Source organism: Gillisia sp. Hel_I_86, assembly GCF_007827275.1.
Classification (GTDB): domain Bacteria; phylum Bacteroidota; class Bacteroidia; order Flavobacteriales; family Flavobacteriaceae; genus Gillisia.
This window is the reverse complement of record NZ_VISE01000001.1, coordinates 4,061,573-4,077,276: the sequence shown is the minus strand read 5'-3', so window position 1 is coordinate 4,077,276 and position 15,704 is coordinate 4,061,573. Positions and strand designations below refer to the sequence as shown.

General features: G+C 47.5%; 13 protein-coding genes. 5 read left to right on the top strand and 8 right to left on the bottom strand.

Translation table 11 applies throughout. The features are described 5' to 3' along the window. Positions 1 to 10: 10 nt before the first annotated feature. From nuoL to JM83_RS18145, 5 genes are all read left to right on the top strand, one after another. A complete protein-coding gene (gene nuoL / locus JM83_RS18160) occupies positions 11 to 1,882 on the top strand; it encodes an NADH-quinone oxidoreductase subunit L (protein ID WP_144963501.1) in 1,872 nt (623 codons plus the stop codon). Continuing rightward, positions 1,879 to 3,474, top strand: coding sequence for an NADH-quinone oxidoreductase subunit M (nuoM, locus tag JM83_RS18155; protein WP_144963500.1), 1,596 nt, complete (start codon positions 1,879 to 1,881; stop codon positions 3,472 to 3,474). Before nuoL ends, nuoM begins: the two co-directional genes overlap by 4 nt. A 3-nt stretch (positions 3,475 to 3,477) precedes the next feature. After that, a complete protein-coding gene (locus JM83_RS18150; protein ID WP_144963499.1) occupies positions 3,478 to 4,920 on the top strand; it encodes an NADH-quinone oxidoreductase subunit N in 1,443 nt (480 codons plus the stop codon). A 313-nt stretch (positions 4,921 to 5,233) separates the two neighbouring features. Further along, positions 5,234 to 5,407 (top strand): hypothetical protein, encoded by a 174-nt coding sequence (locus JM83_RS19235; RefSeq protein WP_186435038.1) that lies wholly within the window; start codon positions 5,234 to 5,236, stop codon positions 5,405 to 5,407. 290 nt (positions 5,408 to 5,697) lie between these two features. Then, positions 5,698 to 6,243, top strand: a complete 546-nt coding sequence (locus JM83_RS18145) for a potassium channel family protein (RefSeq protein WP_144963498.1) — start codon at positions 5,698 to 5,700, stop codon at positions 6,241 to 6,243. Between the two features lie 68 nt (positions 6,244 to 6,311). On the opposite strand, the gene JM83_RS18140 is transcribed toward JM83_RS18145, so the two are convergent. The 8 genes from JM83_RS18140 to JM83_RS18105 all read right to left on the bottom strand — a co-directional run bounded on the left by JM83_RS18140 (position 6,312) and on the right by JM83_RS18105 (position 15,603). Next, on the bottom strand, positions 6,312 to 7,667 hold the full coding sequence (locus tag JM83_RS18140) for an NADH-quinone oxidoreductase subunit N (RefSeq protein ID WP_144963497.1): 1,356 nt from the start codon (positions 7,665 to 7,667) through the stop codon (positions 6,312 to 6,314). A gap of 154 nt (positions 7,668 to 7,821) precedes the next feature. Then, complete coding sequence (locus JM83_RS18135) at positions 7,822 to 9,294, bottom strand: NuoM family protein (RefSeq protein WP_144963858.1); 1,473 nt, start codon at positions 9,292 to 9,294, stop codon at positions 7,822 to 7,824. Beyond that, positions 9,291 to 11,189 (bottom strand): NADH-quinone oxidoreductase subunit L, encoded by a 1,899-nt coding sequence (locus JM83_RS18130; RefSeq protein ID WP_144963496.1) that lies wholly within the window; start codon positions 11,187 to 11,189, stop codon positions 9,291 to 9,293. The genes JM83_RS18135 and JM83_RS18130 overlap by 4 nt, the downstream gene beginning before the upstream one ends. Before the next feature lie 41 nt (positions 11,190 to 11,230). Beyond that, positions 11,231 to 11,539 carry an NADH-quinone oxidoreductase subunit NuoK gene (gene nuoK / locus JM83_RS18125; RefSeq protein ID WP_144963495.1) on the bottom strand — a complete coding sequence of 103 codons (309 nt, stop codon included), beginning with the start codon at positions 11,537 to 11,539 and terminating at the stop codon, positions 11,231 to 11,233. Further along, positions 11,536 to 12,063 (bottom strand): NADH-quinone oxidoreductase subunit J, encoded by a 528-nt coding sequence (locus JM83_RS18120; protein ID WP_144963494.1) that lies wholly within the window; start codon positions 12,061 to 12,063, stop codon positions 11,536 to 11,538. The genes nuoK and JM83_RS18120 overlap by 4 nt, the downstream gene beginning before the upstream one ends. A gap of 170 nt (positions 12,064 to 12,233) precedes the next feature. Further along, positions 12,234 to 13,124, bottom strand: a complete 891-nt coding sequence (locus JM83_RS18115; RefSeq protein WP_144963493.1) for a complex I subunit 1/NuoH family protein — start codon at positions 13,122 to 13,124, stop codon at positions 12,234 to 12,236. Further along, entirely contained in the window at positions 13,124 to 15,280 is a 2,157-nt protein-coding gene (locus JM83_RS18110; RefSeq protein WP_144963492.1) for a hypothetical protein, read from the bottom strand. Before JM83_RS18110 ends, JM83_RS18115 begins: the two co-directional genes overlap by 1 nt. Further along, complete coding sequence (locus JM83_RS18105) at positions 15,250 to 15,603, bottom strand: NADH-quinone oxidoreductase subunit A (RefSeq protein ID WP_144963491.1); 354 nt, start codon at positions 15,601 to 15,603, stop codon at positions 15,250 to 15,252. Before JM83_RS18105 ends, JM83_RS18110 begins: the two co-directional genes overlap by 31 nt. Between the last annotated feature and the right edge of the window lie 101 nt (positions 15,604 to 15,704).

Sequence of the window (15,704 nt, the reverse complement as noted above, 5' to 3'; positions counted from 1 at the left end):
AGAAAAAAAAATGAAAGAACTCCTTTGGTTAATTATCGCATCGCCCTTTGCAGGCGCATTGCTTTTGCTTCTGGCAGGCGGGAAATTGTCCCGTACCCTCAGTGCAATTGTGGGGGTAGGATCTGTAAGCCTTTCTGCTATTCTCACCTTGCTTGTTGGATTTGAGTTTTTGGAAGACACCACCCCGTACCTTCAGGTTGCCTGGCAATGGATGGACGTTTATGGTTTGTCCCCCAATATCGGCTTTCACCTTGACACGGTCTCCCTTATTTTTATTTTTATCATCACGTTTGTGGGTGCATTGATCCATCTTTACTCGGTAGAATTTATGTGGAAAGAAAAAGGCTTTGTACGCTTTTTCACCTTTATGAACCTGTTCATTGGCTTTATGCTTATCCTGGTTTTGGCCGATAATTTGCTTCTCCTGTACCTTGGATGGGAGGGAGTAGGCTTGTGCAGTTATCTGTTGATCGGCTTTTGGTACAAAAATCCAAAAAATGGTTATGCGGCAAGAAAGGCTTTTATCGTGACACGGGTGGGCGATGCCGCAATGGCCATTGCTTTCTATATCCTTTTTATGAATTATAATACCCTGAATATCCAGGATATTTTACAGGCTGCACCCGGAACCTGGGGAGTAGGCTCCGGGATAGCTATGGCTACGGCTTTCCTCCTGTTAGCAGGGGCCGTGGGCAAGTCGGCACAGCTTCCTCTCCAGACCTGGCTGCCCGATGCCATGGCCGCACCTTCACCCGTTTCGGCACTTATCCATGCAGCCACCATGGTAACGGCCGGGGTTTACCTCATTGCCAGGACCCATGTATTGTTTGAAATTGCCCCAGTTGTCCAGATGACAGTAGCTATTATTGGAGCTGTCACCCTTATCATTGCGGGCGTGTCTGCATTAAACCAGCACGATATTAAAAAAGTACTTGCCTATTCCACTATTTCACAAATCGGTTACATGTTTCTGGCCCTGGGGGTGGGGGCGTGGTCGGCCGCTATTTTCCACCTGATGATCCATGCCTTTTTTAAAGCCCTGTTGTTCCTGGGGGCCGGTGCGGTGATATGGGTGATGCGGGAGGAGCACAATATGTTTAAAATGGGCGGATTATGGAAAAAACTACCCATCACTTTCTGGACTTTTCTGGTAGCTTCGGCAGCGCTTTCTGCCCTGCCGCTCATCACCGCGGGATATTATAGCAAAGATAAGATTATATGGCTCGCTTTTGCGAGTGATAAAGGGTCAATGTGGCTGTGGCTGGCGGGGTTGGTAGGAGCATTTATTACCGCACTTTACACCTTTCGGATGGTCTTTGTGACATTCTTCGGAAAGGCTAGGGCCGAACCCACCCATCGTCCGGGTTTGATGATGACCATCCCATTGATTATACTTGCTTTTTTGTCTTTTGCCGGGGGCTTTATAGAACTGCCGGAGAATATGGGGGAGCTAAGTTTGTTTTCTGATATTGTTGACAAAACATTACCGGCAACAACGCTGGCCGTCGCAGGGCATACCACCGAGCTGATCCTTCAGCTTATTGCTGCGGCAGTTGCCATTGCGGCGGTGATCGTCGCCTATAAGCTTTATTTTAACAAACCCCTCCCTGCCGCTGAACCGGAACGAACCGCTTTGCAACAATTTTTCTATAAAGGCTGGGATTTTGATCTGCTTTATGACAAGGTCATTGTGGCGCCAATGCTGTACATGTCCCGGATTGATAAAAACGATTTTATAGACCTGTTCTATACCGGCATGGCCACTGTTGCCAGAAAGTCCCATTTTGTATTGAGTGCCGCCCAAAATGGCCAATTACGCTGGTATGCGATGGTTGTGGCAGTGGGGGCGGTAATTATATTAACCATATTATTTTTTCCATGATTCTAGCTTGGCTCATCATCTTGTTGATAGGAACCGGTTTGCTGGCATGGCTGGCAGGCCGGTGGAACAGTATCCTGCCCCGGATTATAAGTCTGGCAGGTACGCTTATATATTTGGGCATTGTACTGTGGCTATGGCTTGGGCATGATCCGGGCACCGATAACCAAGAATGGATCACGAGTTACACCCGTAGCTGGATCCCGGCTTTTGGTATCCAGTTTAAACTGGCGATGGATGGGTTGAGCCTGCTCATGTTGGTGCTCACCTCTTTTTTGGCTGTAATATCGGTGCTGGTTTCCTGGAAAGAAATAAACAAAAGGGTAGGCTTCTTTCATTTTAACCTGTTGCTTGTTTTGGCTGGTATTACAGGGGTCTTTCTTTCCCTAGACCTGTTTTTGTTTTATTTCTCCTGGGAACTTATGCTGGTTCCCATGTATTTCCTCATCAGTATATGGGGGCATGAAAACAGGGTTTACGCGGCAAAAAAGTTTTTTCTGTTTACACAGGCCAGCGGACTGCTTATGTTCCTTTCCATTCTTGGGCTATATTTTATCCACTGGCAAAATACAGGGGTTTTTACCTTTGATTACGAACAATTGCTGGGCACCGATATGGCTTCAGGTACAGCTTTTCTCTTAATGCTGGGTTTTGTGGTGGCCTTTATAGTAAAATTATCTACCGTTCCCCTCCATAGCTGGTTGCCCGATGCACATACCCAGGCACCCACGGCGGGTAGTGTGATCCTTGCTGGATTATTGCTGAAAACCGGGGCCTATGGCCTTATAAGGTTTGTGTTGCCCTTGTTCCCCCAGGCTTCCCTCCAGTTGGCACCTGTGGCCATAACTTTGGGGGTGCTTAGTATCCTATATGGCGCCAAACTCGCATTCGCCCAAACCGATCTTAAACGCCTGGTGGCCTATATAAGTGTAAGCCATATGGGCTTTATTTTATTGGGCGTATATGCCTTTAATGAAATGGCCATGCAGGGGGTGATCATGCAAATAATAGCCCATGCCATAAGTACCGGGGCACTGTTTATTATCGCCGGGGCTTTGTACGACCGGATCCATACCCGTGATATAAGACAAATGGGGGGGCTATGGCGCAAAGTTCCCAAAATGGGTACTATGGGACTACTATTTGTTATGGCGTCATTAGGCCTACCGGGGCTTGGAAATTTTGTCGCTGAAATCCTAATCTTAATAGGATCCTACCTGGCAAACCATAAAGTACTTACCATCCTGGCAACAGTGGGCTTGGTGACTGCCACCATTTATTCCCTACGGATCATGCAGAAAGTATTTTATGGAAAGGAAAATAAGAATTGGGTAATTGCCGATCTCGGCATTCGTGAGATGATCATCATGCTTTCCCTTACCGCTGTAATTATCTGGTTGGGTTTGTTCCCGGCTTCGGTTTTTAATGTATCCCAAATCCCGGTGCAAAAGATTATTCAAAAAGTAAATACTTTAGATACCGGACAAGGGGAAGCTGGGCACTCCGGGAGGGACAATATTTACCATACTGCAAGCTCCATGGCTTTAAAAAAGAAGGGGCAGGATCAAAAAATCAACCTTATAAAATCCGATTAAAATATGTCAGCACAAGATATTATGAGTTTGTTACCTGTGGTGATATTGGCCGGGGGGATTCTCTTTATTCTACTTTTAGTAGCAGTAAAGCGAGATCATTTAACGACGTTTGCCGCCACCCTGCTAATATTAACGGCTTCCCTTATCACGGTATTCTTTACCAGTCCGGAAACACCCCATGTGATTGGGGAACTGTTCCTCATTGATCGTTTTGGATATTATTACCTTGCCCTGATCTTGCTGGCTACCCTTGTTGTGGCAATTTTCAGCTACCTCAGTTTGCGGGATTTCTTTCCGGAAAAAAGAATGGAGGAGTACTACCTGTTGCTGATGCTGGCCACCTTGGGTTCGGCGATGATGGTATTCAGCACCCATTTTATTTCATTTTTTGTGAGCCTGGAAATACTCAGCGTTTCGTTATATGCGCTGATAGCCTATTACAGGGAACGCACAAAAGCTATTGAGGCGGGCTTGAAATATTTGATGCTCGCAGCGATGTCTTCCTCTTTTTTATTATTGGGCATGGCGTTGGTCTATGCTATTTCAGGCACCATGGCCTTCCATTCCCTGGCAAGCATAAGCCCGGCCCTAAGTGCCACCTCCAACCTGATGCTAATTGCCGGTATTGCCCTTATGATAGTGGGTATAGGCTTCAAACTGGCCGCTGTCCCCTTCCACATGTGGACGCCCGATGTATATGAAGGCGCTTCTTCCCCCATAAGTGCGTTTATCGCAACGGTGTCCAAGGGCTCTATAGTTGCCTTATTGCTCCGTTTTTTTATACTGGCCGACCTTTACCGGTTTGAAAAAATCTTATGGGCCTTTACGGTCATTTCCATCCTCTCTATGTTGATAGGGAATTTACTGGCCCTGATGCAAAATAATGTAAAGCGTATTCTGGCCTATTCCTCTATTGCCCATTTTGGTTATTTATTGGTGGCCCTTATAGCTGGAAAAGAAATGGGACCCCCGGCGGCTACCTTTTACCTTACGGTATATGTGATCACAATTCTGGCGGCATTTGGTATTATAAGCCTCTTATCCCAATCCCAGGAAGAAGCCACCGATATTGAAGATTACAGGGGCCTGTTCTGGAAAAGGCCTTTTTTGGCTGCTGCATTCACGGTGAGTTTGCTTTCCTTGGCAGGTATCCCGATTACTGCGGGTTTTATAGGGAAATTCTTTGTCTTAACGGCAGGAGTGGGAACAGCGAAGTGGTTGCTTGCCTTTACCTTGGTTATAGGAAGTGTTATAGGCTTATATTATTACTTACAGATAATTGTTGTGATGATGAAACAAGAAATAAACACGGTTCCAACAGCCAGGTTTTCGAAGGCTTCCTCGCTTCTTGCGGGCAGCCTGGCATTGATCATTTTAACGGTATTGATGATTTGGATAGGGGTCTATCCCCGCTGGCTGGTAGATATAGTAAATAGTCTGGGGTGATAATTAGATTGGCTTAAAGAAACATAACCGTTAAGGAAATTGATGTTTCACGCATTCTAAAGCTTTCAGCGTTAAAAATTTAAAAAACACCTAAACCCAATACCCCCATTATTAAAAATTCGATTATTTCCTAATTGCTTCTGCTCCTCATAATGGTTCTATTTATGACCAATTTGTATGATGCATCACCATTTAATCGGATTGACACTTTTATGGCTGACGGTAACGTTGCTACGTCTGTAATACTTCAGAAGAGAATGAACAACCTACTCATGTCTCTGCAGAATTTAAAGACTTTCCTAACTTGCACCCATTGGCAGTGCATTTTCCGGTGGTATTATTGATCTTTGGTGCTATTTTTCAGCTCATTCATGTATTTATACTGAACAAAACCCTGAATTGGGTAATCCTATTTTTGGTGGCTGGTGGATACATTGCAGTCAATGTTTTTCATCCCGCCACCGAAGGCCTCGCCACTGTGGCATAGCAAATCATGGAAGCACGTGAAACCTCTGCCACCTGGGCCTTGTGGGCCGACGGTAATGTAGGGGTCCAGAAAATAATCAGCCTGTTCGTTAAAAAAGGAAAACGTATCTTTGAAATTGGTGTGGGAATGATCCTTTTGTTAGTGGCTTATTCAGTCTCCCAGACTGCGTATCACGGGCTCATAACTCGTTTTTATTGAAGGTGTGGGACCAGGGAAAATATTTAAAAGAGGAAGAAGAAGGGCATTCCAATTAGAATTTCAGATTTTTATAACCAAACATTTTGGCTACTATGCAAGACTTTTTCAAGGTCAAGGGATTTTACAAAAAATTGTTATTCAGTTCACTCCCTGCCGTTGCCTTGGTATTAGCCGTTTTGGCAGGATATCTTTCTTTGAGTGAACAAATGATCGGGTTGCCCTGGGTGCTATACGTCATTGCCACCTTGGCTTTGATGAAATGCTCATTTATCGTACGCCTTACCTTTAGCCAACTGAATAAAATCCTGGGACAAAGCCACTATCTCATCCATGTGCTTTTTTTATTTGGCCTGTTGATCAGCTTGATTATTTTATCGTTCACTACAGATTACCTTGCGCTTTACCTTCTGGATCATCAACATTTTAAAAGCAATGCTCTGGGCGCTTCTCCTTTGTATATCCTGTTTTTTGAATTTTTTTATTTCAGTTTGATAACTTTTTCCACCGTGGGTTATGGCGATATCGTAGCCCTTTCCCATATCGCAAAATTGCTTGTGGTAATGGAGGTGCTGCTGTACTTTTTTGTAATGGTTTTTGGGGTAGCCAACATCAACAGGATTAACATCAAAGATGAATGAATATATCCTTTTATGTTGGCAGGACAATAACTTTGGCAATTTGCAGAAATCTATAAACCACTTCCCATCTAAAGAAAATACCGAACCGCAATCCCTACCAAAACCGTAACCGCAAAACTACTTAAAAATACCCACCGGAGCAGGGTGGAAGGTTCTGAGGAAAAAACCGGCTGCTTTTTAAAAAACATCGGATTAATGATGCGCAGGTACACCGCCAGGGAGATTACGCTATTAAGAATAGCTATGATGGCCAGCCATGAATAGCCCACATCTATAGCCGCTCCAAAGAGCAAAAATTTCCCCGCAAATCCCGCTAGCGGCGGAAGGCCTACCAGCGACAACAAAAACACAACCATGGCCACGGCCATAAAAGGTTTTTTACGGGCCAGGCCTTCAAAATTCAGGATTTGTGGCCCTACCTGCTGGATAATGGCAAAAGCCCCAATGTTCATCGCCGCATAGGCCACGCTAAAAACCACCAGGGAAGAAACGGCCAGCTCGCTTCCGTTTATGGCAATAACCCCGAGCAGGAAATAACCTGCCTGGGCAATGGTAGAATAAGCCATCAGCCGTAACACGTTTTTCTGCCAAAGCGCCACCACATTGCCAAAGGTCATGGAAAAAGCCGCAAGCAGGGCCAGGATCAGGTTGTAGTCCAGCCCTTCAGGATGCAGGGAACGCATCACCTGTGCCAAAGCGAAAAAGGCCCCGATTTTTGGGGTCACCGAAACAAAAGCCGCCACCGAGACCGGCGCGCCTTCAAAAACATCGGGGGTCCAGAAATGAAAGGGAAACAGGGAAGCCGAATAGCCCAATCCCGCAAGCACCCCAGCAAACCCAAGCAGTACCAGCACCGGTTCCAGCCCGGGCTGCCCCAGTGCGGAAAGTAAGGTGCTGCCCGAAGTTCCCGCCCAAAAGGTAAGCATAAACAGCATTACCGCACCGGTCACCGAGCCATAAATGAAATATTTAATACCTCCTTCCGTGGCCTTATCGGTTTTTGGGTAGGCCGCCAGCCCAAAGCCGGTAAGTCCGCTGATGAGCACTCCGAGAACGAGGAACATCATATCGCCCGCCCCGGCCAGGATCATAGAACCCAGCGTGGAAAAGCCCACCAGGCTGGAAAGTGTACCCTCCCGGCCGGTCTTGCGCAGCTCCTGCCGCATCAACAAAGCGGAAAGTATTCCCGCCCCGCCCAGGATAATCGCGGCCCACAGACTCAGAAAATCCACCCGAAAAGTTTCGGAAAAAGCCGTGGTTACCGTCCCCAGCTTAGAAATGGCCACGCCTGCCGCGGCGGCCAGCCCTATTACAAGCACCCATAAGCTGCCGGTGGCCCTGCGCAGCATTTCAAAACATAGTGCCAGCATACTGGTCGCCAAAACGATAAGCTGGGGCAATATATTGAGTAAATCCTGTTCCATTGAAAGTAATCAGTTTAACGTTTTAATTTTTTATTGAGCCTAACATGCTGATCAATATTGTTTTAAATAATATTCTGCGTGCTTTGCGTGAAACAATCCTTGCAATAATCGGCAGAATCAACATACTGATTAATTACATTTCATTATTGGGCTCCTACATTAGGAGTTTTACCGTCTCATGAATATATTTTAAAATCCAGTCGGGATAAACTCCCGTTAAAATAATTAAGATCAAAAGCGGCACAAAAGCCAGGAGTTCCCGGGCATTTAGATCTTTTACCATTTTCAGGATATTGCGGTCTGCCGCGCCCATAAAACTGCGTTGAATGGACCTAACGTACGTAGCGGAAATAATCACCAGCCCCAGCAGCATGATCACCACCGCCCAGGGATAATCTTCAAAGCCGCCCAGGAAAATCTGGAATTCTGCCGGGAAATGCGCCAGCCCCGGCAGGCCCAACGAAGCAAAGGCTGCCACCACAAAAAAGCCGCTCAGCAAGGGATAGCTTTTTAACAACCCTTTTAGCACTGGTATCTCGCGGGTGGTCACCCGGTCTTGGATCGCTCCAATGAGCAGGAACAACAAGCCGGTCACGATGCCGTGGCTAAACATTTGCAAAGTGGCCCCGTCCAGTCCCCTTATGCCCGCGCTTTCGCTGCCCACAGCTGCTACTGCCACCCCAAATACGAGGTAGCCCATATGGTTGATACTGGTATAGGCCACCATCCGCTTGAGATCGGTTTGCGCCATGGCTACCAGCGCCCCGTACACCACCGAGAAAACCGCCACGGCCATCACCACCCAGGCAAATTCGCGGAACATTTCCGGCGTCATTTGCAGCATAAAACGGATAAATCCATAAGCGCCCAACTTCAATAAAATCCCGGCTAGTATGGCACTACCGGCGGCCGGGGCTTCGGTGTGCGCCAAAGGCAACCAGGAATGGAATGGAAAAAGCGGGGTTTTGATCGCAAAGGCCAGGAACAAGGCCCAAAAGGTAAAGACCGCTATCCCGCCGGTAACCGGCGGATTTTCGATAAGCGCACGCATATCAAAAGTTCGCGGATCGGCATTGAGGTAAAGCGCCAGAAAGGCCAATAGCAGCAGCAAACTACCTACCAGCGTATAAATGAAAAACATGACCCCGGCTTTTTTGGCGTTTTCGTGGCCCCAGCCGACGATAATAAAATACATCCCCACCAGCGTAATTTCAAAAAACACATAGAACAGCAACAGATCCAGCGACATAAATACCCCCAGGCATGCGGTTTCCAGCATGAGGAACAGTGCCATATATGCGCGGGGTTTCTGCTTGATCTTTGTTGAAAAAACAATGCTGCTCAAAAATAAGATGCCCGTAAGCAGTACCAGCGTAAAACTTATTCCATCTATTCCCACGCGGTAAGCCACATCCAGTTGCGGGATCCAGGCCACTTCCTCTACCTGGGAAAACCCGGTCCCCAGCCCGCGCCAGGCCATACCCAGTGTTCCTAGCAAAGTAAGAAAGGCCGTTCCCACAGCGATAATGTTGGTGCCTTTCCGGCCGGTTTTAAAAGCCATCAGCAAAATCGCGCCAAGCAGCGGCAAAAATAGCGTGATACTCAGTAAAGGGAAGTTTGTCATCATAATGTGAAAATGCTTGCGGTTAATATAAAGATCAGGATCAGCAGGGCCACAACGCTTATGGCCAGCTCCTTGTGCACCATCCCGGATTGCCATTTTTTGCCCCTGGCACCGGTTTTTAGAGTCCAGTAGCCTATGTTCTCAACCCCTTTTAATATCTTGTCATCAAAAATTTTATTGATTTTGCTGAAAATCAGCCAGGAAATGCCAATAGCCCAGGTCGCCCGGTTTACCCATTTATCTAGGATATCATTTTTTCTGCTGAAGAAAAGTCCCGCACGACCTATGTTTTGAACAAAAACTGAAATTTTCCGGTCGAAATCGCTCAATACATCAGCCAACCAAAGTACCGGTTGCACGATTAATTTCTGATAACCGCCGAAAACGGGGTAATTTTCGCCAATGCTTTTTTTGACCCTTTCCGAAAGCCACTTTTCCCTGTACACCCATCCCATGAGCAGGCCCAAAAACGTCAATCCCAGTCCCAGGTACTTGCTCAGGCTGTCTTTTGGGAAGATATAATCTCCAGAAAGTACCAATTTTTCCAAAAAGAAGCCACCCAACAGCACGATAAAGACCAGTCCCAGCAGTCCGCTACGCAGTAGGGACAAGCCTTTGATTTCAGGTTTTTGGGTTTTCCCATTCCATAAGCGGTTGAGGGCTTTGGCCACATACGTTGCCGTAAACAACACCCCGATCAAAGCTGCGGTCATATAAAATCCGTTACCGTCTTTAAAATAAGCCGCGAGGAGCGCATCTTTGGAGTAATACCCAATAAGCGGTGGGATGCCGGCCAGGGCAAACCCCGCAATGGCAAAGCCAAAAAAGGTGATCTTTAGGTGTTTTCCTGAACCTTTTAATTTTTCATATAAGGTATCCCCCCGGGCGTGCTGGAAAATCCCGGCACCCAGGAAAAGCGAACTCTTCATAAAGGCATGGGCCAGCCAATGGGCCAGTGCCGCCCCGGGAAAACCTGTGCCCACCGCCAGCAGGATAAACCCGAACTGGCTGGAAGTGGAAGCCGCCAGCATTTGCTTGATGTCGCGGGAACTGATGGCGGTAATCCCGGTTAAAACTATGGTAAGGACGCCAATTATGGCAATGACATCCAGCCCTTGCTCTGGCAAGACCGGAAAAATCCTGATAAGCAGCAGGGCACCCGCGCCCACCATCGTGGCCGAGTGCAGCAAAGCCGATACCGGGGTAGGGCCGGCCATGGCCCCGGAAAGCCAGTCCTGAAAAGGCACCTGTGCCGATTTGCCCATTACCGCGAGCAGGAGCCAGAGCGAAGCCGCCAGTGGGACCTTCATTTCCCCACTTGCTGGAATAGCTAAATCCCCAAATGTGATTATTACCAGAAATGCCCCCGCATATAGCCCGATATCGCTGAAACGGGTGAGTAAAAAGGCTTTGGTGGCACCTTGCCGCGCTTCTTTTTTATGGTGCCAGGTGCCGATAAGCAGAAAGGATGCCAGCCCCATAATTTCCCAACCGGTGATAAACAAAAACCAGTCCCCGGCCAGCACCAACAGCTGCATGGCCATCAGGAACAGCGATATGGCCGGCCAGAACCAGGTTTTTCCGGTATCGTGCCGCATATAGCCTTTGGCATAAATAAAAATAAAGAAGCTTACGACCCCCACCACTGTGACCAGTAGAGCCGAAGTGAAATCGGCAAAAAGAAAGCTGCTGAATTCTCCATACCGCATCACTTCCAACCGTGCGGTTCCATTTTTCCCAAGCTTTATCCACAACAGCAAAGCCGAGAACAAAGACCCACCCGCCCCCAAAAGGTGCGGCCATGCGTTCCCTTTCCGGAAAAAGTAACCGGCAAGGGCAGCGAGAAATGGGAACAAGATTATGAGTATAAGGTTCAAGGTTTCAGATTCAAAATTCAATATTCAAAATTTCCCACTTAAGGTGACTGAGGCTCTCGAAGTCACCCTTTCATATCGCTCGCTTCTTCCATTTCGACCGAGCCTTTGGTGCGGAAGCGCTGGGTTCCTATTGCAAAGCCCACCGCGGCTTCCAGGGCCATGACAGTCATCCCTACCAGCACAAACATCTGGAGGGAATAGGTTTCGGGGTGCAGGTAGCGCCAGAAAGCCACTAGGTTCAGCATTGCGGCACCCAGTATTAGCTCTATGCCCATCATGATCATCACCAGGTTGGTCTGGCTTAACGCTCCGTACAAACCTATACCAAAAAGTACTGCCCCGGTTACTAATACTATGGTCAATTCTATCATTTTTGTTGGTTTTCATGTTTATTTTCAAAAGGTAGAGCAATAGCGGCCGCCACGATCATCGCGACGAGGATTGAGGTGCCCGCGGTTTCAAAGATCATCATGGAACGTTTTAGCACCTCCCTGCCCAAGTCACGGTTTTGTTGTTCGGCATCAGATACAACCTTTGCTATTTCGCCCCAGTTGGCAAAACCTATGGCGAAGATGATGCCAGCACCTGCAACCGTTCCCAGGACGATAGATAGTTTTTTTTGGTGGGTCATTTCCATCGCGCCCATGCCACCGGGATCCATCATGAACATCATCATAAAAATGGCCATGATGGCCATTTCGGTGGCCATCATCATTACCTGCAGCACCGCAAGGAACTCTGCCTGCATTACAAAAAACATCAATCCCAAAATAGTTAGGCAAGCCAGCAACGACAAGGCCGAACGCACCATACTGCTGGTCATGAAGACCCGCCAGCCAAACCAGATAGCGGCAAGTCCAAAGACTGTTAAAAAAATGATTTTTGTGATGACCATATATTCCTTTTTTTATCTCTGTTGGCAATTAGGTTAATTTGTGATTCGTGACCTGCAATTCGTTAATTGGTTAAGTGGGAAACCGTACTCTTCCTTTTTCCCAGTTCATTTTTTCGGCTTTCTGCTCATATTCATTTCTCCTTTTTCTTCTTTTTTTCCATTTCCTCTTTTCACAACAGTAACAGCACCCCAACCCATAATATATTGAGTAGGGCTGCCGGGGTGGCGTATTTCCAGCCCCATTCCAGCGTATGGTCATGCCGTAGCCGGGGCATAAAACCTCCTGCCCAAAACAAGGAAGCTGCCACCAGTATGGTTTTAAGAAACGTCCAGATAATGCCTGGCAGGAGTGGCCCGTGCCAGCCGCCCAGATAAAAATTGGTGATCGCCAAGGAAAGGCTAAAAATAAGCACTAACCGACCCAAGCGGAAAAGCAACAGGCGCTTCCCGGTATATTCGGCAAAAACACCACCTGCGAGTTCGCCCCCGCCCTGCGGCAAATCAAAAGGCGGTAAAAACGCCAGCGCCATGGACGCAGCATAAAACAGGATAAAACCCAACGGCTGATAGATGATGTTCCATAACCCGGTCTGTGATTCTACTATTTTGAGCATATCCATGGATTCTGCGCGCATTACTGTGGCGGAGATCGTCATCACGATAGGCATGGCATAGGCAATGAGCTGCCCCAGAAACCGCCAGCCCCCCACCATGGCATAAACACCGTTTGGCGCCCAGCCGGCCATCAGCAGTGCGATCATGATGTAGGCCAGGGCAGCGTTCACAAAAAGTGCACCCGTAGCGATCCCTGCCAGAACGGTACCGGCGGCAAAAGGCAAAACCCCTATAGTTAGGAATGCGGCGCCGATAAACAAGATAGGTGCAGTTTCAAAAAAAGTGGGGTCGTGTTTGCGCGGGATGATATCTTCCTGTACAAACATGCCCGAAAAAGCTTTAAAAGGGTAGGTAAAATCCCAATTATGGTAAACCGACCAGCGTTCCAAAACCGCGATGCCGTAAAGGCTTGCCAAAGTAATTAATGTAGTGATAGTCCAGATCATTATACGCTAATTTCCCAAGGCGAAATGTCCAGTGCCGCAATGGCGGTGAGGGCATCGGCCAGTTCATGATTTTTTACAAGCTGCGGTACCGCCTCAGCTAGGGCTATGGAAGGTTGTTTTAAATCCATTTTTTTGATTTTCCCGTCTTTCATTTCCAGTTTTAAAACCATTGTGCCACGAGAAGTTTCCAGCTTTACACACGTATTTTGTATGCCGGAAAAATTCAGTTTATGCATTTCGTTCAGTTCATCTTTTTTTTCTGTAGAAGTGACTTCCACTAAAATTTGGAGACTTTGGTGTATTTCTTCCAGTCTTGTTAATAGCCAGCCCCAGACGTTGTTTTCTTTCAACTGGAAACTTTTAAAATTTCCATATTCGTTCAAACTTTCCCGTGCATCTGAAGCATTGCCCGCCGCTTTGGCCAAAGGCCCGCTGAAATGCTGCAGTATTTTATCCGGAAGCCTTCCCAGATACTGCAAGCGGGGCTTAAGGTACCAGCGATGTTCTATTTTTTTCCTAAAAGAGGCAAATTTTTCGGGGGAAAGTCTTTTTTGCTGAAAATCCTGCCAAAGCTGAAATACCTGACGTTCCATTTCCCGATCGCCCAGGATTTTCTGAAATTTCAAAAGCCACAACAGCAGGTTTTGTACACGCTCCTGCTCCAGTTTTTTGATATCTAAGGGAAAGTTACCCCCGGTAGCGCGGGCCAGGGTCAGGGATGCGAGTTGGCGATAAGTTTCGGTTTGAAAAGGATCAAATCCAGCCAGCCAACCGGGAAAATCTTTGGGCTCTTCCGGAAAATCCTGAAATGCATGTGTATCAAAAAGGCCATTTTCCACTTCGGCTTGCGCTACTGTATCGCCGGCTAGGGTCATTTTTACCTGCAGGCCCCCGGGCAATCCGGGATGGAAGGGCCCAAAACGTACTTGGTTACGGTCCATTTGCAGGCCATCGGTCCCGCGGGGCTGATCTTTGGTCATCATTACCATGGACATGAAACCCCCACCCCCGTGATCGTCCCCCTCGTGGTCGTGACCACTGCCGTGGTCATGCTCGATAGCTTTATGGGGATGACCGCTATGCGCATGCTCCTCATGTTCTTTATGATCGTGGTGGGCTTCATGTTCATGCCCGGGATGCGCTTTGTTTTCGTGATGGCCACGATCCCTATGGTGGTGCCCGTGGTGTTCATGGGAGTGGTGGTGGCCGCCCTTTCCTTCATCTCCGTGGTGTTCATGCGAACCATGGTGGTGCTCCCCATGGTCCTGCCCTTGATCTTTATGCTTTTGTTCTTTATGATCGTGGTGGGCCTCGTGGCCGTGATGACCTTCATGTCCCTGATGACCTTGCCGATCTTCTGGGTTTTCATGTTCATGCCCGTAATGTGCTTTGTTTTCGTGATGGCCACCATCCCTATGGTGGCGGCCGCCGTTTCCTTCATCTTCGTGGTGTTCATGCGAACCAGGATGGTGCTCCCCATGGTCCTGCCCTTGATCTTTATGCTTTTGTTCTTTATGATCGTGGTGGGCTTCGTGGCCGTGATGACCTTCATGTTCCTGATGACCTTGCCGATCTTCTGGGTTTTCATGTTCATGCCCGTGATTCGCTTTGTTTTTGTGATGGCCATCCCCATGGTGGTGCCCGTGCTGTTCTTCGTGGTGTTCATGGGAGCCGTGGTGGTGGTGACCGCCCTTTCCTTCATCTTCGGACAATGCTTCAATTAAAAAAGCAGGTTCAAAGGCAGTGGCGTTTTCAGCATAAATAACGGCAGCAGGTAATGCTTTGGCTAAATTTTTTAAATCTTCAGTATTGATTGCTGCATCTGGTTTAGGGAGAAAATGGGTTTTTTCCATATCCAGGGAAACCAGCATCCGTGGACGGGGCATTTGAGCAAAGACCACTGTCGCAGCTTTTTCAGCAGTTTCGGTTAGTGGTCCGCACATTAGTAATACATTGGCGTGCCTGGGGGTATCCACGATCTCGATATTAGGTTGGAAAGGATCAAAACCCTTTTTCAGCAAAACTTCTATCCCTGGAACAGGGAATACTTTTTGCAGTTTAAACGTAGAAGAACCGAAAAAGCCCGCTTTCCCATTTCTTGCCGAATATGTGCCAAGTTTTACCATTATTGTCTTTTTAAGCCTCCCTGGCTCCATGTATAAAGCAACCCCAAAAAGAGGATGAGCAGGAACACTCCCATATCCAAAAGGGCCGTTAAGCCGAGTTCTTTATAAACTACTGCCCAAGGGTACATATAGGCCATCTCCATATCAAAGGCCAGGAACATGAGCGCGTAGCCGTAATAGTGGATATGGTAGCGGCCCCAGGCAGGTTTGGGCGCCAAGTGCCCGCTTTCGGCAGGAACGTCTTTTCCCGGTTCATCCAGGGTTTTTCCCGTGGATTTTTTAACTAAATACAAACAACCCGCAAAACCAGCGGTAAAGAGCAGCATAAAGAACAGGAGTAGATAGTGCCACATAAAATGTTTTTATTTTGACTTTTTTAATCCCTCATCGAGGGTTTAATTCCCCGAGGCTTGCCTCGAATTTTTTAAAAATAGTTTTCAATGCATACCTCGTG